The sequence below is a fragment of the Halopiger djelfimassiliensis genome, assembly GCF_000455365.1.
Classification (GTDB): Archaea; Halobacteriota; Halobacteria; order Halobacteriales; family Natrialbaceae; genus Halopiger_B; species Halopiger_B djelfimassiliensis.
Map to the genome: position 1 here is coordinate 223,019 of NZ_HG315684.1, position 21,034 is coordinate 244,052.

A 21,034-nucleotide genomic window follows, 5' to 3' on the forward strand; every position below is an offset into this window, starting at 1 on the left:
GACGCCGGGCGATCGAACCGGACCGACCGAAAAACGGGGGGACAGTATCGAACACGCCACCGCGAAAAAACGGACTCGAACCGGGTCAGGAATCGGCTTCGCCGGTGGTCTCGAGCCGATCGAGTTTCTCCGACAGTTCGGCGGCCTGCTGGGAGAGATCGCTCGCGCTTTGGGTCATCTCCGCGATCGAACTCGTCTGCTCTTCGGCGTCGGCCGCGACGCTTTCGGCCTCGTCGGTCGTTCGTTCGCTGATCGTCGCGGTCTCGTCGACGGTCGAGGAGATCTCCTCGAGCGACGTGGCCTGTTCGTCGGTCGCTTCGGAGATGTCCTGCACACCGACGTTCGTTTCGTCGGCGTACTGGGCGATCTGGTCGAGCTCCTCGACGGCAGCCTCGACCTGATCGATCGCCTCGTCGATCTGTTCGCTCGTCTCCTCGACGGACTGGACCGACGTCTCGGTCTGGTCCCGGATCCGCTCGAGTCGCTCTTCGATCTCGTCGGCGGCGTCTTTGGCCTCGCTCGAGAGCGCTTTGACCTCCTGTGCGACGACGCCGAACCCTCTGCCGCCGCCGCTTTCGCTCGCTCGCGCCGCCTGTACGTTGGCGTTGAGCGCGAGCAGACTCGTATCGTCGGCGATCTTCGAGATCCGCTTGATCAGTTCGTCGATGTGTCCGACTTCGGTTTCTAGCTCCCGGATCTCGTCGACGGCCAGTTCGGAACTCTCGTCGATCTTGTCCATCGCGTCTGCGGCTTTCGACGCCGCCTGTTGCCCGGATTCGCCGGCAGCCGAGGTCTGTGCCGCGATGTCAGCGACCTCGTTCGACGAGGCGGCGATCTCCTCGGTCGTCGCCGACAGGTTGCTCAGTTCGTCGGCGGCCGTTCGCAAGGATTCGTGCTGGCGGGTTGCCCCGTCGGCGATCTCCTGAATCGAGTCGGCGACCCGTTCGCTCGCCGAACGAACCTCTTCGCTGCCCGCGGTCACTTCCTCGCTCTCGGCGGCGACCTGACCCGCGAACGCGCTCACTCCGTCGATGATGCGGTCGATCTCGGCGATCATCTCGTTGTAAGCGGTGCCGATCTCCTCCATCGCCTCGTTCTGGCTGTTCGCATCGACGCGCTGGGTCAGATCGCCGTTCGCGGCCGCTTCCATCGCATCGCGGTACTGCTCGGCTTTCAACTGCAGATGCTCGAGCAGTTCTTCGGCGGACTGTCTGGCCCGTTCGGCCTCTTCCTGGGCCTCCTGTGCGGTTTCTTTCGCCCGCTGGGCCTCCTCGGTCTTTCGTTCGGCTTCCTTTCGAGCCTCTTCGGACTCCTCGAGCCGTTCGACCAGTGTCGTCCGCATGTCGTCGATGGAACGATAGAGCGTGCCGAGTTCGTCCTGTCTGTTCGAGTCGACGACGACGTCGTACTCTCCGGCTCTGATCTTTTCGGCCTTTTGCGACAGCGTAGTGATCGATTTCGCCGTGTTCCGACCGATCGTCCCACCGACCATGACGACGCCGACCAGCGCGAGACCGATGAACAACAACAGTCCCCGCTGAATGTCGGTGCTCAGCTGGTATGCCTGCTCGCTCGGTGCGTGGGTCACGACGACCCAGTCGCTGCCGTCGATGGGGGCATACGCGACGACGTGTTCGGCCGAAAGCTCCGACTGTTTCGTCGGATTCTCGAGGAAGCCGCTGTTGCCCGCTACCCCGTCGCGCAGTTCGGGCACGTCACGCTGTGTCGCATCGGGAACGTACGGAGTCAACTCGGAGTTGTCTGCCTCGGGATGGTTCGAGAACAGCACCTGCGTCGATCCGCTCGTCGGCCTGATCACTTCGGTGAACGTCCCTTCGATCGAACTGTCGAAGTTTTCGGCGATCATCGACGAATCGACGGTTACGACGACGACCCAGCCCGGTTCCTGTGGAACCGGACTCATAAACGCGACGACGGGGGTGCCCTGATCGTTCGTGTACGGCTCGGACGTAACGACGTCGTCGTACCCGCTGAACGCGGTCTGGGTGATCCACGGCGCATCGCTTACGCTCTCGCCGACTCGGGTCTCATCGGAACTCGCCACGGTCGTTTCCTCGATGGTGTTGACGAGATGGACCGATTCGACGCGCTCGGGGAGATGTGATTCCGTTTCAGCTTCGAGATACGCCTGTGCGGCGTCCTCGCCGTCGTCGAACGCCGGGTGATCCGAAATCAATCGGGCTGGGAGTTCGTTGCTTTCGATCCACTCGCTTAGTTGTGCGGCGTCAGCCTCGGCTTCGAGCGTCAACCCCTCTTCGACGTCGCGATCGAGCGTAGTTGTCGCACCGTGGTGGACGTATACCCCTGCAACGCTGATGATAACGATGATGAGCAGGAGTGCGATCGAGAACTTCGCCAGATAGGAGGATCGGATCCGATCCACGACGCCACCCCCTGACGATTCGGAAGCAGCCTGCTCGCGGTCGACCAATCGATCACGGATGCCGTCGGTGAAGGTTGCAATACGCGTTCTGAGATCGTCGGATGGAGACTCGTCGTCAGTCATACGTTCGCTTAGATCACTCCGTTTTCAGAGAGGAACGAGTGGGCGACGTCCTGTGGGTCCTCACCGTCGACGTCGACCCGTGCGTTTAACTCCTGCATCGTCTCCGGACCTCCGATCGCCGGGCCGATCTCGTTCAGCTCCGACTGCACCGCCGACGAACTCTTCTCCGATGCGATCACCGGAACCGGGTTGTATGCCGGCCAGAAGTTCTGATCGTCCTCGATCAGCGCGAGTCCGTAGGTGTCCAGTTGTGCGTTCGTACTGTAGGCCAGTCCGATATCTGCGGTTCCGATGTGGACTTCGTCGTAGGTCAGGCCGACGTTGACGACGACCACACCGTCGCTGGCTTCCCACTCCTCGACGGCATCGTCCTCGAACTCGTAGTGATCGATCAGTCCCGGCCAGCCGTCGTTTCGCTCGTAGAAGTCGTCCTCGACCGCGATCGACAGGTCGTAGTCACCGTCGTTGACGGCTGCCGCGATATCGCTGATCGTTTCGACACCCGTCTCCTCGAGCGTTTCCGGACTTGCCATCAGCGACCACGTGTCTTCGAACGGGGCCATCTCGAGGACTTCGAGGTCGTGTTCGGATTCCATCTCCTCTTTGACCGCCTCGTACTGTGCTTCCTGCCCGACGACGGGGTCGTCGTTTTGTGGCGGATTGGTCAGCCACAGCGTTCCGGTATAATCCCAGTAGAAGTCGATCTCGCGGTTCGTAAAGCCCTCCCACGTTTCCGCGTTGTTGCCGTAGTTCGTCTCGTCGACGACGCTTACGTCGGTGTTCGAGTCGAGCACCTCGTAAGCCATGTAACTCAACACGATCGATTCGGTGAAGTTCTTCGATCCGACGACGATCTCGGAGTCGCTACCGCCCCCACCGCCGTCTTCCGACTCGTCGTCGCCGAGACAACCGGCCAGTACGCCCACCCCAGCAACCGTTCCCCCGGTTGCAAGGAGTGTTCGCCGTGAAACCCTCTCGTTTACCTCGTTGTTCATAATCCCGACCTATAATCTCCGATCTGCTATTATATCATTGGTGGCCGGTATTACCCCGAAAAACCCTTGTTTCGACGGTTTTCGAAGCTGTTCTGAGTGTTAATGGAGTTGATACATACAGCATAGTACAAAAAACTAGTCGCTCGTCTGCCCCACGAGTTCGACGCGAGGACGGGGAGGGCGACATCGCCGCGTTCCTCTCGGTCCGGGGCCGGCCTCGAGACGATTGGGTCCGACGGACCGGTCGACTATCGGCGGGATACCCGCGCTCCGTGTCGGCCCGTAAACCCTTTTGACCGAAGCCAGCGTACGGCAATACATGTACGTGCGGGACGCGAAAAACAGAGAGGAGGTCTGGCTGCTCGATCACATCGAAGCGATGGGCCTCGACGATACGGCGTTCCGCTCGCGCGATTACGTCGTCGCCGTCGACGAGGAATCCGGCGAGAAAGCCGGATTCGGACGCATCCGCGTCCACAAACCCGACGACGGCGAGGCCGTCTGCGAGCTCACGAGCATCGGCGTCCTCGAGGGCTGGCGCGAACAGGGCGTCGGTGCCCACGTCATCGAACGTCTCGTCGAGTACGCCACGGATCAGGGGTTCGATACCGTCTACGCGCTGACGGGCGAGAGCGCGTACCTCGCCCAGTTCGGCTTTCGCCGGATCGAGGAGTCCCAACTGCCGACCGTGCTCGAGGAACGGCTCGCCGAGAAACGCGAGCGAACCGATCCGGACGCGGTCCCGCTCGCGATCGACGTCGACCGGTTTCGGATGCCAGAACGGTTACGAGAGGCGTTCAAACGGGCCCCCGAGGGGCGAAACGAGGCGTCGACCGACGAGTCGGCCGAGGACTTCGGGATCGATCCCGATTCGGCGACGTACAAGTACGATACGGGCGGCTAGTCCGGGCGGTTTCGGCTAGTCTCCCGCGGGCGTCGGTCGAACCCGTGTCGAAACGCGACCCAGGCGATCGCGGTGACCGCAAGGATCGGCGGCAGGATTGCGAAGGCCCACAGCGGATCTACCCCCCAGAAAAACAGCGTTACGAGATGTCCCAGACCGAGCGCGAGAAACGGGGCAATGGACACCGCGGCCCGTCGACGACCGGATCCTCGACGCTCGGGATCGTCATCGTCGACGGACGGAGTCGACGGCTCCATATCCGGGGACTCGACGGCCCGGGACAAAAACGGCCGTGACGATCCGACCGAGAGTCACGCGTTCCGACTCGAGTCGGGTTTCACCCGGTCACAATCCCGTGTCGATACGGGAGAGAATGGTGGATCTTCCTATTTCAGGGTATATATCGACCATTCATTTAGTATATATCCGAGTAGAGTAGTATTTGGAGAAGTGAACAGACTTATTGTTAAACACTCCGTCGGATAGGCTGTCGGCGAAACTGCCGACCGCGACGTACTGGTACTCGAACGATCCCCTGCGAGTATCGGTGGCTCACCGTTTCGGTCCGGTTACTCGTGGCTGTGTAACCGACCGATCGAGTTTGGCCGCTCGACTTCCGGCCTGTTTTTCGCTGTCCCGCCGCGGCGCGGTTCCATCACGAAAGGAGCGGAGTGCCTGTCAGTCGGCGCGTGACGGCGAAACGCCCGTCGAGGCGTCAGCCGCCGTCTCGAGAACGCGGTGGGCGTAGAAGACGACCGAGAAGTCCTGCGGGCTGGGAATCGCACAGGCGAGCCAGCCGATCGCAAGCGCCAGGACGACAGGGGACTCGGTCGACAGCACACCGGCGAGTTCGAGTCCGACAACGGGGAGGGCAAGGAGCAATGGCGCGAGGGCCGCAACCCGGAGGACCCAGGGCGGCTCGTGTCCGTCCGGGCGGGGGTGGACGACGGCCCACGGACAACTCGTCACGATTCCGGCAATCCCACCGGTACGGTCCGGGGCGTACGAGACCGCGTAGTCGATTCGGGCGAGGCGAAGGACGAAGGCGTGTGTCCACTCGTGGGCAACCAGTCCAGTGGCTACGGCCAGGGCGAGCACACAGCCGGCGACCGCCAGATCCGTTCCGATCATCGCTCGCGTGGGACGGCGACTGCCGACCGAACTGCCATCCGTCGATGTTCGACCATCCCACGCAGTACAGCCGAACGGACGGACCCGCAAGGGTGCCCGGATTCACGTGTGAGTGTATTAAGTTACGGATAGTTCTCACTCAGCCAAGGGTTAAGTGGTGTGGGCAGGTAACTCATGGCATGGTATTCAGCGAGACGCTCGAGTTCGGGCACGCGGACCGCAGACGGATCTACGAGTACGTCGAACGACACGGCACGGTCGAACCGGACGAGGCTCGATCGCAACTCGATATCGATCCGTCCGGCTTCCGCCACCACGTCGCGATCCTCAAACGCGACGGCCGTCTCGAGGAGACGGACGGAAAACTCCGGGTCACGATCGACGCGGGAACCGAAGAGGAGTACGTCACCGAGGACCTCGAGTTCCACATCCGGCCGGCGCGACAGGAGGACCTCACCGGGATCGTCGGCGCGATCCGGCAGGTCGCCGAGGAGAAAACCTACATCGAGGCCGAGAGCGTCGCCGACGAGATCGACCACGAGGAGACCCTCCTCCGGCACAACGAACTCGAGTCGCGGATGTTCTTCGTCGCGACCGTCGACGACGAGGTCGTCGGCTGGGTCCACCTCCACGCCCCGGAACTCGAGAAACTGAGCCACACCGCCGAACTCACCGTCGGCGTGCTCGAGGGCTACCGCGGCCACGGGATCGGCTCACACCTCCTCTCACGAGGCCTCGAGTGGGCCGGCTCCAACGGCTACGAGAAAGTCTACCAGAGCGTCCCCTCGACCAACGAGGAGGCGATCGCGTTCCTCGAGGAACACGACTGGGAGACCGAAGCCGTCCGCGAGGATCACTACAAACTCAACGGCCGGGACGTCGACGAGGTAATGATGGCGGTCGAGTTATAAGCTCTCGGCCCTCGTTTCGGTCAGCAACACTACGGAATACCATCGGCATAGGTCGTCTATCCTCGTCGCTTCTGCACTGACGAGAGACTGGATCGGTTCTTCGTAGATGCCATGGTATTACCGTTATCAGTTAGCTTACGCGGTAACTCTAATTTGATATCTCATCCTATTCTTTACATCTATGACGATAATATTATTATTGTTCTGTTATTTTATCTACTGACATTAAATTACCATTACGAGAATGGAATCCGTATCCACCACTTGTATACGTTGTATCTGTAGTTGTCAATTGTTCCTGTTTGTTCCCTGAATCATCGTAGATCGTTACAGTATGATCGCCAGATGATACTAGGACATCAACTTTGTACCATTCAGCAGTTTGAACCCACGTTGTACTAGATATAGTCTCAAGTTGTGAATTACCTCCACTTTCCTCAAGAAGTAGGCGAACTTCGTCATTACCAAATGAGAAATCTAGCAGATAGGAGGATTCACCTCCCGATTGGGTAAAGTATTCAATTCCTCCTGCACCCTGCTTGTTGTTGAACTGGATCCAAAATGAATATATTATTTCTTCTTCAAGGATTGTGTCCGTTTTCTCAATTTCGTAATACTCATCACCACCATCATTCTCTAGAGCATAGGAACCTTCGAAGACAGTCGTTTGCTGTCGATTGAAATGAGTTAAGTCACCGCTGTAATAGTCCGCCAGTCCCTTATTCTGATCCTCGTACAATGATTCCTCAAAGTGATCAATCACGTTGTCGGGAACAGCATTATTCCATTCTTCCATAGTCCAGACGCCGCCGTCAGCGGGCCACGTTTTGACCAGCCATCGTGAGTCCTGATAGATGAGTTCGGTAAACCCTCTATCGGCGTCGATCTCCGTGACGAGTTCGCCCGCACTGTTCTCGATCGCGATCGAGTTCGTCCCGGCGACCTCGCCGACGTCGTAGATCTCGAGCGAGCGGCCCGAAACTTCGTCGGCGCTGTCGATCGTGAGCGTGACCGGTTCGGCGGTACCCGTACTCGAGGTGTCGACGTAGACGATCGAACTGCCGGCCGTCGTGTAGGACTGGCTGCTATCATCGATTGTCGTCGGGTCCGGGCCGGTCGTCTCACCGCCGATCTCGAGATCCGACCAGCCGCTCCCGTCGTCGTAGAAAACTCGCCCCGTATCCGTCTCGAAGTACAGCCAGCCGCGACCGCCGATCTGGTCGTCGCGGTTGGCGCTGTCGCCGATGTAGGCGTCCCGCATGTACATGTTGTTCTGCGCTGCCCCTGCGGACCCGGTGAGTGCGGCGAGGCCGGCACCACCGGTCACCGCGAGGCCTAGACCGAGCACGTTGCGACGACTGACAAGCGATCCGTCCGAATCGGACAAGTTAGTGTCTCTGGACACCCATGGTGCTGGCCCGTACCAGTAATTAAGTTTTAATATAATATCATACATAAATGCGTTATTGCCGTTACGAGAACGGCCTCGTCAGAGGGGACCCCGTCCCGGCGAGTTTCGCCGTGGCCGGCCTTCCCGACGAGACCGCTGGTCGATCAGGCACATCGCTCGAGACACCGCTTCGAATCGATCCTCGGTGGCGGGTCAGCGGCGATCGACGCCGTTCGGGAGCCGTGTTAGTGACGCCGGTCGAAAAACCGCTCCGAGTAGTTCGTCGTGCAACCGGTGTGTACGTTCGGAGTCACCCGGAAGCTACGGAAGCGCATCGAATTCGAGACGCGACAGGGAGGATCTGCCTCCGTATCCGTCTCCCCTCGAGCGGCGGAGTTTTCCCATAGCCCCGTCATCTCCCGCCATGAAGATTCGACGACCGCGTCGGCCGCGTCAGTTCCGGCTGGCAGATACAGCACAGCAGATCGTGGGCGGGTTTCTACTCGCAGGTCCGTTCGTCGTCACCGAGGAAGTGTGGGATCTCGCGGGAAATATGAACGTTTTGCAGGGGATCGGAACGGTAGTGTTAGTGTTCGGAATCGGATACGCTGCGCTGTACAAAGCGGATACGAGCCGTGACGCCGACGTCGAACAGGAGGTCGGCGGGGTCCCGCTGCGGTTTATCTCCCTGATGGGCGTCTCGTTCGGTTCGGTGACGCTGCTTGCGCTGTTGTTGGGTGCACCCGAGACCTTCCTCGGCTCCGATAAATCGGCGACCGGAATCCTCTTGACCACGTTCAAGGCTGTGAGCGTGGGCTCGGTATTTAGCGTCGTCGGGGCGGCGACGGCCGATAGTATCTTCTCGAAATAAGCCACCTCTCGTCGATATCGGTTCACTTCACGACGGCATCCGAGCTACCCGAGCGGGGTCACGCATCGGGCGGACTCCCCTCCTGTTCGGCGATCTCGAACAGGGTTTCGTAGCCCTCGTTTTCGGGGAGTTGCGTTTTGAGGTCCTCGAGTGCCCCCTCGGTCACCGCCTCCGCGAGGACGTCGAGGACGACCTGTGCGTGGAATGCGGCGTCGGCGGGGTCTTCTTCGCCGATCTCCTCGCGCTCGGCGACGCGGTCGACGAACTCCTCGAATCCGAACCGTTCGACCTCGTCGACCTCCTCGAGAAACCGGCCGAGTTCCTCGGGCAATTGTGCGCCGATGTTCTCGGCTTCCCCGGGTTCGATGCGCTCCGAGAGGGTCGTCAGCGTCGCCCGGGAGATACTCAAGGCGGCCTCTCGGGAGTCCAGTTGTGCCCGGTGTTGTACCTCGCCGATGAAGGCATCGTACTGCATGGGTGTTCGTTCACGCGCGGTGGAAGTGAGCGTAAACCCTTCAGTCGAAAGCCGGCACGAAGGTCGGTCCGCCCCGCGGAGACCGAAAGACAATTTGAGACGACGGCGCTACGGGGAGGCATGCTTTCGATCGCGCTTGCCGGAAAGCCAAACGCCGGCAAGTCCACGTTTTACACGGCGGCGACGATGGCCGACGTGGACGTCGCCAACTACCCGTTCACGACGATCGATGCCAACCGCGGGGTAAGCTACGTCCGGACCGAGTGTCCCTGTCTCGAGCGCGACCAGCGGTGTAACGCCGACAACTGCGAGGACGGCAAACGATACGTTCCGATCGAACTGCTCGACGTCGCGGGACTGGTCCCGGGTGCCCACGAGGGGAAGGGGCTTGGCAACCAGTTCCTCGACGAACTCACGAACGCGGACGCCATCGTCAACGTCGTCGACGCCTCCGGAGGGACCAACGAGAAGGGCGAACCGGTCGACATCGGCGAGCACGACCCGCTCGAGGACATCGACTTCGTCGAGGAGGAGATGGACCTCTGGCTCGCCGGCATCGTCGAGCGCAACTGGGAGTCGGTCGAGCGCAAGTCCCGCTCGCCCGACTTCGACATCGACGACGCGCTGGCGGAGATGCTCTCGGGGTTCGGTGCCTCGCCGAAACAGATCGCGACCGTCCTGCGGGAACTGGATTACCCGGAGGACCCGATCCAGTGGGAAGACGACCACCGCGAGGAACTCGCCAGACTGGTCCGCGAGCGAACCAAACCGATCGTCGTCGCGGCGAACAAGATCGACGTCGCTCCTCAGGAGAACGTCGAGCGCCTGCTCGACCTCGACAAGCCCGTGATCCCGACGACTGCGGAGGGGGAACTCGCGCTGCGGCGGGCCGCCGACAACGATCTCGTCGCCTACGATCCCGGCGACGAGACGATCGAGATCGGCGACGGCGCAAGCGACGCCCAACGTGACGCCCTCGAGGAACTGGCCGAGACGATGGCCGAGTGGGACGGAACGGGCGTCCAGCGGGCGCTCGATCACGCGGTTTACGAACTGCTCGAGCATATCACGGCCTACCCCGTCGAAGACGCCTCGAAGTGGTCCGACGGCAGCGGGAACGTTCTGCCCGACGCCCACCTGCTGCCCGACGGCTCGACGCCCGTCGATCTCGCCTACGCCGTCCACTCCGACATCGGGGACGGCTATCTGCATGCGGTCAACGCCAAGTCGAATCGGGAAGTGGGGGAGGACTACGAACTCGAGGAGGGCGACGTGATCAAGATCGTGAGTACTAATTGACGATAGCGGAAAGTATATGGATACAGTTACGTTTCTCCCGTGCCCTCGGTGACGACGCGATGGTGGAGTGGGACCGAACTTATAACGGCTGTGCATAGTCGACCTGTTTCGGCCGGAAATCCGTGTCGCGGTAGAACCGACGTGCGTCCTCGTTGTGCCACTCACAGGAGACCGTGAGATGGTCACAGCCTCGCTCCCGGGCCAGTTCTTTCACGCGCTCGACGACCGCTGTACCGTGACCTCGACTCCGGTGGGCCTCGTCGATAGCGAGGTTTACGATGCGGAGGTACTGCGAGTACTGTCGGGACGGGTGACGGCCCTCACGGAGTGTGACGAAGCCGATACGCTCGTCTTCGTGGACGACGAGGTAGTCGGTGACGGCGTCGTCCTCGAGATGGGAACGGAAGCCGTCTTCGGCGGCCTCGTGGATCGCGTCCGTGTCGAGTACGTTCAGTTCGTCGTACGCTTCCATCGCTTTCGCGAGGGAATACCAGCGGTCGACGAGCGCGTCGAGGTCTTCCGCACCGACTTCGATGAGTTCCATACGACGAATCTCCGCCACTCGCTTGTTAATTTACACACGGTGTGTCATAGTCAGACAAACTTCCGTCGCAGGTGCTGAAACGTGAGCCGATCGATAGTATCCACGACCGGGAGACGAGCGCGGATTGTCCCGTATCAGTGACCACGCGTGTCCGCGGTAGCCGGAATCGAAACCGTCTCCACGACGTGAAGACCGGGTTCGGTCCGGAATCCCACGCCCTTGTGCTGGTCCATATCAGGGCTCGAGTCCGTCGTCGGTGGCTGACGTTGCCGTCTCATGCACAAGCAAGAATCGGGCACCGCACGTAGCCGCGGACAATGGTACCAGTGATCGACAGTCGCCGCGTTGAGAGCGCGTTCACGACCGACGGAGACGTTCGGATGTGTATGCCGGGACCGATCGTCGTGTTCGGCCATGGATAATGACCGAGCTGGTATTCATCGACGAGACCGGAACGTACGGCGTGATTACACACCAGCTGACGATCGAAAGCAGGGGTGACGTCACCGAGGACGTCACGAGATTCGTCGAGCGTGCGGAGACGACCTACGAGCCGGAGCCGCCGGTGACGCTCGATGACCTCCTCCCGAGATTCGCTGTCGACCTCTATACGCAAACCGAACTCAAACTCGTCGAAGTCTATCCGCACTCGCTGTCGACTATCGACCACCATATTCCCGTTCGGCAGAAACAGTAGTTCCCGCGTCGATTCCGTCGCATCGAGTCTCGAGCGGGTAGTATCGGCTTCATGGCTCAGAGGAGGATTTGGAGCGGTTCGAATCGAACGGCGGCCACGAGCACGGCCAGAAAGACGTACGACCCGCGGATGAGTAACATCGTCGCGATGGACGGCGTCGCCCGGCGTGCGACGGCGGCGACGGCGGCGAACGCGAGAGCCGCGACGGCGGCCGTCGGCGGAAAGACGTGAGCGACCGCAAGGCCGACGACGAGCGTCAGTGCCGTTCCCATCAACCCGTACGCGATCGTGTACGCCCGCGCCGGTCCGACGGCCACCGCAACGGTTCGTTTTCGGATCGAGCGGTCGTACGCGTAGTCCTGTGTATCGTCGATAACCTTGATGCCGGACAGCAATACGAGAAAGACGAGCGCGAATCCGAGCGGTACGGCCGCAACCGTCGCCGTCTGGACGTAGAAGCCGCCCAGAACGCACAGCGCGATCCCCAGCGGATACCCGGTCGTCGCCGTCACGGGGTTCGTATCGAGCTGTGGCGCGTGGTGGTATGCGATCAGCCACGTCGGCACGGTCAGTGCGACTGCGACCCAGTCGACGAGGACGAACAACAGGCCACAGCAGACGGCGACGGTACCGGTCGAAAGCGCGAGTGCGACGCGACAGCCGCGTTCGGTCAACGGGTGGTCGTCGTCCTCGCCGCGGACGTGAAAGTCGACGTAGCCGTCCTTGACGTGTGCGGTATAGACGGCCGCGAACATCGCTGCGACGTGGACGATCGCGAGGACGGGATCGATCTCACCGCCGAGAATCGCGCCGAACAGCGACGCGGCAAGCGGCGGCGTCATGAACACGGGGTGGACCTGCGACCAGAACGCTCGCGCCGTCGCCTCGAGACCGGTCCCGGTTCTCGCCAGGGACATGTCCCGGGCGACAACGAACTGAAATATAATACCACGGGGCGACCGTCGAACGCGGTCGTCGGTGACACACAGTTTGATGTGTCGAGCCGTGTCACGAGCGACCATGTCGGACGAGTACACAGGTGCCGAACTGTTCACCGACGCGCTGGCGGCCTACGGCGTCGACTACGTCTTCGGCAACCCGGGAACGACGGAGTTACCGGTGCTCGAGGCGATCAGCGACAGCGACCTCGAGTACCGGCTCGGACTCCACGAGGACATCGCGGTGGGGATGGCGGCGGGCTACGCTCAAACCCGGCGCTATCACGCCTCCCACGACGAGTCGATCACGCCGGTCGGCGTCGTCAACCTCCATATCGGACCCGGAACGGCCCACGGACTCGGGAACCTCTATGCGGCGAGCGTCGCCGGTGCGCCGGTGGTCGTGACGGCGGGCAACCACAGCACCGACTTTCGTCACGAGGAACCGGTCCTGAGCGGCGATCTCGTCGAGATGACACGGCAGTTCTGCAAGTGGTCCGACGAGGTGCTCGACGTCGAGGCGCTGCCGACGATGCTCCGACGGGCGTTCCGGGTGGCGATGACGCCGCCGACCGGTCCCGTCTTTCTCGGACTGCCACTCGACGTCATGCTGGCCGAAACGGACGCCGAACCCGAGCGTCTCGGTGCGATTCCAAACGCCGGAAGCGGCGATCCGGCACAGCTCGACCGGATCGCCGACCTGCTGGTCGAGGCCGACAGTCCGGCGGTGGTCGTCGGCGATCACGTTGCCCGGGCCGGCGAGGAAGCCGTCGCTGCGGCGGTCGAACTCGCCGAAGCCACCGGGGCGCGGGTCCACGGCGAAATTCTCTCGTCCGAAGTCAACTTCCCGACCGACCACGAGCAGTGGCTGTCGTATCTCCCGCCGGACGAGGACCTCGCGTCGACGCTGATGGACACCGACACCATCGCGTTCGTGGGCTGTTCGACGAACACGACGCTGACACGCCACGAGAGCGCGCTTGTCGATCCCGACACGACCTGTATCCACGTCGGTCCCGACGCCTGGCAGGTCGGCAAGAACCAGCCCGCCGACGCGGCCGCCGTCGGCGACCCCGGATTGATCCTTCAGGCGATCACCGAACGGGTCCGGCCGCGTCTTTCCGACGCCGTCGTGGCCGATCGACTCGAGACCGTCGGCGCGGTCGCCGAGATGGTCGAGGCAAAACTCGCTGGTCTGGGCGAAGGGGACGAGACCGATTCGCGCGCGTCGAAGGCGCAGCTGGTCGACGCCATGGAATCAGTGGCGGGTGACGCGTACGTCGTCGACGAGAGCGTCACCTCGAAGTACGCCATGCTGACCCGGTGGGATCTCGCCCCACAGCAGTACGTCTCGAACAAGGGTGGCGGACTCGGCTACGGGCTGCCCGCCGCGGTCGGCGCGGCGGTCGCCGAAGCCCAGCGGGACGCTCACCGGGACGTGATCGGGTTCATCGGGGACGGGTCGTACCTGTACTACCCACACTCGATCTACAGCGCCGCCCGGTACGGGCTGGATCTGACGGTCGTCATCCCGGACAACCGCAACTACCGGATCCTGAAGGACAACACCCTCGAATTGCTCGGCGGCGACGAACGCGACCACGAGTTCGTCGGGATGGACTTCGAGCCGCCGGTCGATATCGTCCAAAACGCCGAGAGCCACGGCGCACGCGCCGAACTCGTCGAGACGCCGGACGGGATCGAGCCGGCGCTTCGAACGGCACTGGATCGCGATGGGGTCGACGTCCTCGACGTGCTCGTCCACGATTGACCGTCGGGTCAGTCCGCGACGAACTCGAGTCGTAGTATCCGCCTGACGGTTTCGGACGCCAGATCGACCGTAACGCGGTATTTCGCGCTCTCGGTCACGGGATCGACGATGACGATCGCTCGATCCTCGAGGACCGTCGGTTCGTCCCGATGCAACACGACCGAGCCGGCCGGGTCGTTCGCGGAGAGTTCGAATCCGTCGCCGGTACCGTTGCCCCGCGGGGAGTCCCGGTTCACGCCGGTTGCCGCGCCGTCCCGGGTCAGCCCGTCCCAGCGCTCGGGGACCTCGGCTCCGACGACCGGCACGACGGTCAGTTCGGCCCCGCCGGCCGCCTCGAGGCGATCCGCGAGGGTGTCGTTCGTCAGCGCGGTCCGTTTGGCGATGTCACGTTGTGCGTCGGTCAGCCGAGCGGAGTCACGGAGTTCCGTGGCGGTCGTGAACCGACCGTCGTCGGCCGTGATCTCGATGCGACCGACGGGCTCCGTCTCTTCGACGATCGCCGTTTCTGACCCCCCGGCCGAGAACGTGAACGTTCCGTCCTCGATGCTGAACGTCCCTGCGGGACCGGTCGCCGAAGCCGGGACCAATCCGGTTACGCTCACGAACGCGGCGAGGCTGAGCCCGAGCAGGGCAAGCGACAGCACCAGCGACAACCGGGCCGGATCGACCTCGTCCATCACGTCGCGTTTCTTCTGGGAAAGGGTAATGTGTATTTCGATGAAACGTCGGGAGGAACGCCTGAAACGCGACTGAAACGCGTTCCGAAGGCGTTACACGTCCGTTTCTAACGGAGTTCTAAGGGGGCTTTCACACAACCGTCGAGCGGAGCGATCCGGTATCCCTCGCGACGAGGCGTCTCGATCACCGCTCCGCGAGGCGTACCGGATCTCGCTCACGACGTGGTCCCCATGAAACGCGAATACAGGTACACGATCTATGTGCTCGCGCTCGCAGCGGCGATAACCGTCGCAACCGGCGTCATCGTCGCTACCGGCGACGCGAGCACACACGACACGACCGAGGCATCGCTCGAGAACGTAACCATCGAACTCGCCGACGAAGACGACGCACTGACCGACGACCAGGCGGAGCGACTCCCGGAACTCGTCTGGGAGAACGACGACGTCCGTCGGTACTTCGACGATCCCGACGCGCTCGCGTTCGAGGTTTCCCAGCGGATGACCTACGACGAGAGCGCCGATGCGGTCGTTCCTCGCGAGGATACGGTGAAGGTTCACGTTTCGCCCGCCGGCGAACGCCTGCCGTACCTGTTCGCCACCGTCGATCTGGACGCCGGGACGGTGTCCGTCCAGAACGGCATTCGCACGCCCGGCGATATCGACGTCGAAGTCAGCGATGAAAACGACCTGCTGACCGCCGCCGAGCGCGAACGAGTCGCGAAGTTGCTGCTCGATGACCCGGACGTCGAATGGGAGAGTCAGACCCTGCTCGGTGGCCCCGAGACGCTTGCCGTCGAGATAACCGACAGAACCGACGAGAACGTAACCGTGTCGGTCACCGCACCGGACGAGGATCGGCCGGCGATCCGAGCGACGGTTGCCCTCCAGAACGGGGCCGTCGAAATCGAGGAGTACGACACCCCCGGTACCGCCATCGAACTCGACGCGGTAAACGTGACCGAGACGAATACGGACTCCACGACGATCGGCGGCGGACAGAACAACACCATCGTGTACGGGTCGGACGACGCCGAAACCCTCCAGCTTAACGTGACCGATGGGAACGGTTCGGCCGCCGATGACGAGAGCGGCTCCGAAACCGGGACCGGAACGACGACGAACGCCGAGACGGAACCGAAACTCGATCTCGACGACGTCGACCTCGAGATCACTGACGAGAACGACCTGCTGACCGACGACGAGCGCGATCTGCTCGAGAATCTCGTGGTCGACGACCCCGGCGTTCGGAGTTCCCTCCAGCGCCAGTTCGACGACCCCGACGAGTTGGGCGGAACCGTCTCCCGAGCCGAGACGTTCGACGCGGAGACCGGCGAGTTCGTCGAACGCGACGATATCGTCAAGGTGGCGCTCGCACCGCCGACCGTCGATGATGAGGCCGTCGTCTCGCGCATCGATCTCGAGAACGAAACTGTCACTCAGACCCACACCAAAGTAACGCTCGATTCGGTCGAAAACGACTACGAGATAACGATCGAGGAACTCGACGGCCACAGCTGACGGCGAAGACGAGTAAGTCGGACCGCGCCCGGGTCCCATCTCCCACATTCACGCCCGCCCCGCTGACCAACCGCGCCCTCCCCCGTTCGCTCGAGAACGCTCTCCTCGGATCGTCGCCGGCCGACCGTGAGCGTCGACACGCTACGGTATCTCCACCGGCCTGCAATGGTTCGATTCGGGAGCTACCGACAACGGGTTCGGAACGGGTTTTTTCGAACTCTCCTCGCCGTTTCGGCTCGTCGAGGAACGAACGAGCGGGTAGCGTGTTCGAACGACGGCTGCCGAACCACGGAAGCTACGTTGCAACGCGGTTCGGGGCCTTTCACGGGTGTTTCTCGGATCGAGACCGATACCGATTAAAGGGACAAATCGGAGCGTTGAAACATGAACGCGCGCGCCCTCCAGCGACCGGCGGCTCTGGCGGCGGCGGTCTTCGTCGGTTCGACGGTCATCCTTGCGGTACAGTTGACCAACCCCTCCCCCGTGACGGTGACCGCCGGTGGCGGCACCGAGGTCGTCGAACTGGTCGAGTACTTCACCTACCGTGACGTCGGTGTCGCCACGCTCGCGGCGTGCCTGTTCGGCGCGAGCGGGACGTATCTGCTGCTCGCCGAGTGGTCGGTACCCGATCCCGGCTCGACGGGGCCGGCGGCGACGACCGAACGGAACGCGGACATCGACCGGGGAACACCGTCGCTCGAAGCACGCCGACACGAGTGGGAGCGAACTGCCGAGGAACTCGTGAACAACGAACGCGTGATCTACGAAACCGTTCTCGAGGCCGACGGCGTGATAGCCCAGACCGAGATCGTCGACCGGACGGACCTGTCGAAAGCGACGGTCAGCCGAACGCTGGATACCCTCGAGGCCAAAGGACTCGTCGAACGGGAGCGCAGCGGGATGGGAAACGAAGTCAAATTGCTGTGAGCCGACGGTTCAGTCCGTCGGCGAACCGTCCGATCTTATCGAGCACGTCTTCCGGGTGTACGATACGCCCGCCGTCGGTGCGGCGGCGTACGACTTCAACGACGCCTCTCGTGGTCTGCTTGCGTCGCTCGGGTTCACGGAGGAGGGACGGACCCGGAAGGATCGCTTTATCGACGGCGGGTACGTCGATACGATCCAGTACGGGTTACTCCGCGAGGAATGGCGATCGGAGCCCGACAGCCCCGACGCGTAATCGGCCCGAGACATCGATGAAACGCTGCAGCTTTATGTGACCGGACGTCCCAGTGTGTAATTATGACATCCCGACAGATGCCGAAGCCGACGCGGAGGGACGACCCGTGACCGCCGAACTGGACCTGCTGGTGCGGCTCAACGATTACGATCGGCCACAGGACGTCGCCGATCGGGCCGTACAGGCCGAGCGGCTCGGATTCGATCGAATTACGGTCGGCGAGACGACGGGGTGGAACATCGTCCCGCCGCTGACGCTGGCGGCCGACCGGACGGACGACCTCGGCATCTCGAACGACGTCGTCTCGCCGTACGGACGGTCGCCGGCGATGCTCGCTCAGACCGCACTGACGATACACGACGCCTCGGACGGCCGGTTCCGGCTCGGTCTCGGTCCGAGTTCGCCGGCGATCACCGAACGCTGGCACGGGCAGTCCTTCGAGCGGCCGCTACGGCGAACCCGCGAGACGATCGAGATCGTCCGTTCGGTCTACGAGAACGGCACGCCCGCGTACGACGGCGAAATATTCGATATCCCCGGGCTCAACTACGAACGCGACACGCCCGAAAACCCGCCGCCGATCGATCTCGGGACCCTCGGACCGACGGCGACCGAGATGGCCGGCCGCTTCGGCGACGGCTGGACGCCCCAACTGTTCACGAAAGACGGCCTCGAGAACCGTCTCGTGGATCTCGAGCGCGGGGCCGACCTCGCCGACAGGAGCCTCGACGAACTGCGGGTGGCCCCGATCGTCCGCGGGATCGCCGCGGAAGACCGCGAAACGGCCCGCGAAAAGGCGCGCTCGACGATCGCGTTCATGCTCGGAGCGTACGGTCCCTACTACGGCGACTCGGTCGCCCAACAGGGGTATCCGGACGTCGTCGCGGAGGTCCGTGCCGCGTGGGACGACCGCGATACCGACGCGATGGCCGCCGCACTGCCGGACGACGTGCTCGACGAACTGGCTCCCGCAGGAACGCCCGAGGAGGTCCGTGACTGGATCGAGTCGTACGCGGCCCTCGAGGGCGTCGACGCCGTCCGCGTCGGGTTCGTCGACGGCATGACCGAAGCCGAAAAGGAGACGACGATGGAAGCGGTCGTCGACGCGGTGTAAGACGGGGACGTCGCGGAACCGGTATCAGAACTGTTTTGTAACGATACCATCACGTAGTGTGCATGATTGCGTTGTTCCCGTTCGCACAACTCGGGGCGTTCGACGCGGTGGTCCCCGGTTCGAACGTGTTTCTCGCGACGGTCCTTACGTTCGGCACGATCGCGATCGCGTTCCGAACGGTTTCGTGGTTGGCGGCGACCCAGTTCGACCGGCTGTTGCTCGGCGTCGCGTACGTGTTCGGCGTCGTTGGCTTCGTCGCCACCGGCGACCCCGCCCTCGCGTTCGCCCCGCCAGCGGTGACGCTGGCCTGGCTGGTCGTCGGCCGCTACACGGAGACAGCCGGTGGCACGGCAGTTCGACGTCAAGCTCCGGGCGGCGATCGAACCGATCAGTCTCGGGGAGGCGACGAGGACGATACCGCACTCGACGCCGACGAACTCAATACGGACCCCCCCGGACACGACTTCTCGGACGTGGGTGGGATGGCGGACCTCAAGGAGACGCTGACCGATCGGGTGATCGACCCGCTGACGCGCCGGGACGTGTACGACCACTACGGGATCGGGGCCGTCAACGGCGTCCTCTTTCACGGGCCACCCGGCTGCGGGAAGACCTTCGTCGCAAGCGCCGTCGCGGCCGAGACCGACTACAACTACGTCGAGGTCACGCCGAGCGACATCACGAGCAAGTACATCGGGGAGGCCGCCGACAACGTCGCCGCGGTGTTCGAGGCCGCCCGGGAAAACGAGCCCTGCCTCGTGTTCATCGACGAGATCGACGCGATCGCCGGCGACCGATCGGGGCGGATGGCGACGAGCGAACAGCAGATGGTCAACCAGCTCCTGACCGAACTGGAGAGCCAACACGATTCGGAGATCGTCGTCTTCGCCGCGACGAACTACCTCGAGGACGTCGACGACGCGATTTTGCGCTCCGGGCGGTTCGACGAACGCATCGAGGTGCCGCCACCGGACCGGCAAGCGCGACTGGAGATCCTTCGGCTCGAACTGGCCGAGGCCCCGGTCGGGGACAACGTCAGCCTCGAGGCCGTCGCGGAGTCGACGGCCGGCTACGCCTCGAGCGACGTGACGCTGGTCGCCGACGTTGCGATTCGCCACGCTATCGCGGACGAATCGCCCGTCGAGCAGTCACACCTCCGGCAGGCCATCGCCGAGATCGACACCAGTATCCCCGACTGGCTGGATCGGTACGAGGACCACTTCGACGAGGACCTCGGCCGATCGTCGTCGGACCAGCCCCGCCAGTTCGACGACCTGCCGGGGATGGACGAGTTGACCGCCGCGATCGATCGCCGCGTCCTCGAGCCGGTTCGCAACGCCGACGGGTACGAGCGCTACGGCGTCGCCCCCGTCGACGGGACGCTCCTGTACGGGCCTCCGGACGCCGGGAAAACGTCGCTCGCGCGGTCGATCGCCGCCGAACTCGACCGTCCGGTCGTCGAGATCAGTCCGGATCGGTTCCGCCGGGAGTCCGTCGACGAACCGGCCGAGCGAACCGCCGAAATCGTCGAAGACGCGCGCGAGATCGCCCCCAGCGTGCTGGTGCTCGACGACGTCGACGAACTCGCCCCCGCGTCCGGCGGCTCGAGGGCGACAAAGCGAGTCGCGACGCAGCTGGAGACGCTCCTGCCGACGCTCGAGGACGACGTGCTCGTCGTCGGGACTGCCCGGTCAGTCGAGGGGGTAAACGTCGACGTCCTCCACGCCGGGGCCTTCGACGAGCGGATCGAGGTCCCACCGCCGGACGCCGCGACGCGCGCGGCGATTCTGAGCGATGCACTCCCGGCGGGCTTTCTGGCGGACACGGTGGACTTCGATGCCGTGGCCGACGCGACGGCGGGCTTTAGCCTCCGCGACGTTCGACACCTCGCCGGGCGGGTCGCCCGCGAGGCCGTCCGCCGCGAGGAGCCGATTACCACGGACCGACTCGTCGCCGAGGCCGAGGCGGTCGAGCCGACCCTTGCTGGGTGGGACGGGCCGCGGATGGACCACTTGCGATCGAGCGCGGTTCCGGACGGGATCGGTCGACGACGGTAACGCGGCGTTCGCTATCGGCCCGCCCGCGTCGC

At 63.2% G+C, this 21,034-nt stretch carries 19 protein-coding genes and 1 pseudogene; 11 read left to right on the forward strand and 9 right to left on the reverse strand.

Features of this window, described 5'->3' with window-relative positions; genetic code table 11:
• Positions 1-85: 85 nt before the first annotated feature.
• Both TX80_RS01165 and TX80_RS01170 read right to left on the reverse strand, forming a co-directional pair.
• A complete protein-coding gene (locus tag TX80_RS01165; protein ID WP_081661373.1) occupies positions 86-2,527 on the reverse strand; it encodes a methyl-accepting chemotaxis protein in 2,442 nt (813 codons plus the stop codon).
• Positions 2,528-2,535: 8 nt separating this feature from the next.
• Positions 2,536-3,522 carry a glycine betaine ABC transporter substrate-binding protein gene (locus tag TX80_RS01170; protein ID WP_049921033.1) on the reverse strand — a complete coding sequence of 329 codons (987 nt, stop codon included), beginning with the start codon at positions 3,520-3,522 and terminating at the stop codon, positions 2,536-2,538.
• A 319-nt stretch (positions 3,523-3,841) separates the two neighbouring features.
• Here TX80_RS01170 and TX80_RS01175 point away from each other — a divergent pair, with 319 nt between their 5' ends.
• Positions 3,842-4,426: a GNAT family N-acetyltransferase gene (locus tag TX80_RS01175; RefSeq protein WP_049921034.1), complete on the forward strand. Its 585-nt coding sequence runs from the start codon at positions 3,842-3,844 to the stop codon at positions 4,424-4,426.
• On the opposite strand, the gene TX80_RS01180 is transcribed toward TX80_RS01175, so the two are convergent.
• Both TX80_RS01180 and TX80_RS01185 read right to left on the reverse strand, forming a co-directional pair.
• Positions 4,423-4,683: a hypothetical protein gene (locus TX80_RS01180; RefSeq protein ID WP_049921035.1), complete on the reverse strand. Its 261-nt coding sequence runs from the start codon at positions 4,681-4,683 to the stop codon at positions 4,423-4,425. The genes TX80_RS01175 and TX80_RS01180 overlap by 4 nt on opposite strands.
• A gap of 421 nt (positions 4,684-5,104) precedes the next feature.
• On the reverse strand, positions 5,105-5,557 hold the full coding sequence (locus TX80_RS01185; RefSeq protein ID WP_049921036.1) for a hypothetical protein: 453 nt from the start codon (positions 5,555-5,557) through the stop codon (positions 5,105-5,107).
• Positions 5,558-5,736: 179 nt separating this feature from the next.
• Between TX80_RS01185 and TX80_RS01190 the strand changes: the two genes are divergently transcribed.
• Positions 5,737-6,468 (forward strand): GNAT family N-acetyltransferase, encoded by a 732-nt coding sequence (locus tag TX80_RS01190; RefSeq protein WP_049921037.1) that lies wholly within the window; start codon positions 5,737-5,739, stop codon positions 6,466-6,468.
• Between the two features lie 196 nt (positions 6,469-6,664).
• Here the strand turns inward: TX80_RS01190 and TX80_RS01195 are convergent, their stop codons facing one another.
• Positions 6,665-7,873, reverse strand: coding sequence for a hypothetical protein (locus TX80_RS01195; RefSeq protein WP_154658544.1), 1,209 nt, complete (start codon positions 7,871-7,873; stop codon positions 6,665-6,667).
• A 409-nt stretch (positions 7,874-8,282) separates the two neighbouring features.
• Here TX80_RS01195 and TX80_RS01200 point away from each other — a divergent pair, with 409 nt between their 5' ends.
• Complete coding sequence (locus TX80_RS01200) at positions 8,283-8,729, forward strand: hypothetical protein (RefSeq protein WP_049921040.1); 447 nt, start codon at positions 8,283-8,285, stop codon at positions 8,727-8,729.
• Positions 8,730-8,787: 58 nt separating this feature from the next.
• On the opposite strand, the gene TX80_RS01205 is transcribed toward TX80_RS01200, so the two are convergent.
• A complete protein-coding gene (locus tag TX80_RS01205) occupies positions 8,788-9,204 on the reverse strand; it encodes a DUF2267 domain-containing protein (RefSeq protein WP_049921041.1) in 417 nt (138 codons plus the stop codon).
• 120 nt (positions 9,205-9,324) lie between these two features.
• Here TX80_RS01205 and TX80_RS01210 point away from each other — a divergent pair, with 120 nt between their 5' ends.
• Entirely contained in the window at positions 9,325-10,503 is a 1,179-nt protein-coding gene (locus TX80_RS01210; RefSeq protein ID WP_049921042.1) for a redox-regulated ATPase YchF, read from the forward strand.
• A gap of 79 nt (positions 10,504-10,582) precedes the next feature.
• On the opposite strand, the gene TX80_RS01215 is transcribed toward TX80_RS01210, so the two are convergent.
• Positions 10,583-11,047, reverse strand: coding sequence for a GNAT family N-acetyltransferase (locus tag TX80_RS01215; protein WP_049921044.1), 465 nt, complete (start codon positions 11,045-11,047; stop codon positions 10,583-10,585).
• Between the two features lie 421 nt (positions 11,048-11,468).
• On the opposite strand from TX80_RS01215, the gene TX80_RS01220 reads away from it, so the two are divergent.
• Entirely contained in the window at positions 11,469-11,744 is a 276-nt protein-coding gene (locus TX80_RS01220) for a hypothetical protein (RefSeq protein ID WP_049921046.1), read from the forward strand.
• Between the two features lie 56 nt (positions 11,745-11,800).
• Here TX80_RS01220 and TX80_RS01225 read toward each other — a convergent pair whose 3' ends face one another.
• Positions 11,801-12,661 (reverse strand): UbiA family prenyltransferase, encoded by an 861-nt coding sequence (locus TX80_RS01225; RefSeq protein WP_049922145.1) that lies wholly within the window; start codon positions 12,659-12,661, stop codon positions 11,801-11,803.
• Positions 12,662-12,764: 103 nt separating this feature from the next.
• Here TX80_RS01225 and TX80_RS01230 point away from each other — a divergent pair, with 103 nt between their 5' ends.
• Positions 12,765-14,453 carry a thiamine pyrophosphate-binding protein gene (locus TX80_RS01230; protein WP_049921047.1) on the forward strand — a complete coding sequence of 563 codons (1,689 nt, stop codon included), beginning with the start codon at positions 12,765-12,767 and terminating at the stop codon, positions 14,451-14,453.
• Between the two features lie 8 nt (positions 14,454-14,461).
• On the opposite strand, the gene TX80_RS01235 is transcribed toward TX80_RS01230, so the two are convergent.
• Positions 14,462-15,130: a hypothetical protein gene (locus tag TX80_RS01235; protein ID WP_154658545.1), complete on the reverse strand. Its 669-nt coding sequence runs from the start codon at positions 15,128-15,130 to the stop codon at positions 14,462-14,464.
• A 231-nt stretch (positions 15,131-15,361) separates the two neighbouring features.
• On the opposite strand from TX80_RS01235, the gene TX80_RS01240 reads away from it, so the two are divergent.
• From TX80_RS01240 to TX80_RS01265, 5 genes and pseudogenes are all read left to right on the forward strand, one after another.
• Positions 15,362-16,651, forward strand: a complete 1,290-nt coding sequence (locus TX80_RS01240; protein WP_049921049.1) for a hypothetical protein — start codon at positions 15,362-15,364, stop codon at positions 16,649-16,651.
• 384 nt (positions 16,652-17,035) lie between these two features.
• The gene (locus TX80_RS01250; RefSeq protein ID WP_049921052.1) at positions 17,036-17,578 is read left to right on the forward strand and encodes a helix-turn-helix transcriptional regulator; all 543 of its coding nucleotides are present in this window, start codon (positions 17,036-17,038) and stop codon (positions 17,576-17,578) included.
• A 34-nt stretch (positions 17,579-17,612) separates the two neighbouring features.
• Positions 17,613-17,831, forward strand: a pseudogene (locus TX80_RS01255) (GNAT family N-acetyltransferase); the annotation flags it as partial.
• Between the two features lie 106 nt (positions 17,832-17,937).
• On the forward strand, positions 17,938-18,945 hold the full coding sequence (locus tag TX80_RS01260) for a TIGR04024 family LLM class F420-dependent oxidoreductase (RefSeq protein ID WP_049922147.1): 1,008 nt from the start codon (positions 17,938-17,940) through the stop codon (positions 18,943-18,945).
• Positions 18,946-19,007: 62 nt separating this feature from the next.
• Complete coding sequence (locus tag TX80_RS01265) at positions 19,008-21,002, forward strand: AAA family ATPase (protein ID WP_049921054.1); 1,995 nt, start codon at positions 19,008-19,010, stop codon at positions 21,000-21,002.
• Positions 21,003-21,034 lie beyond the last annotated feature (32 nt).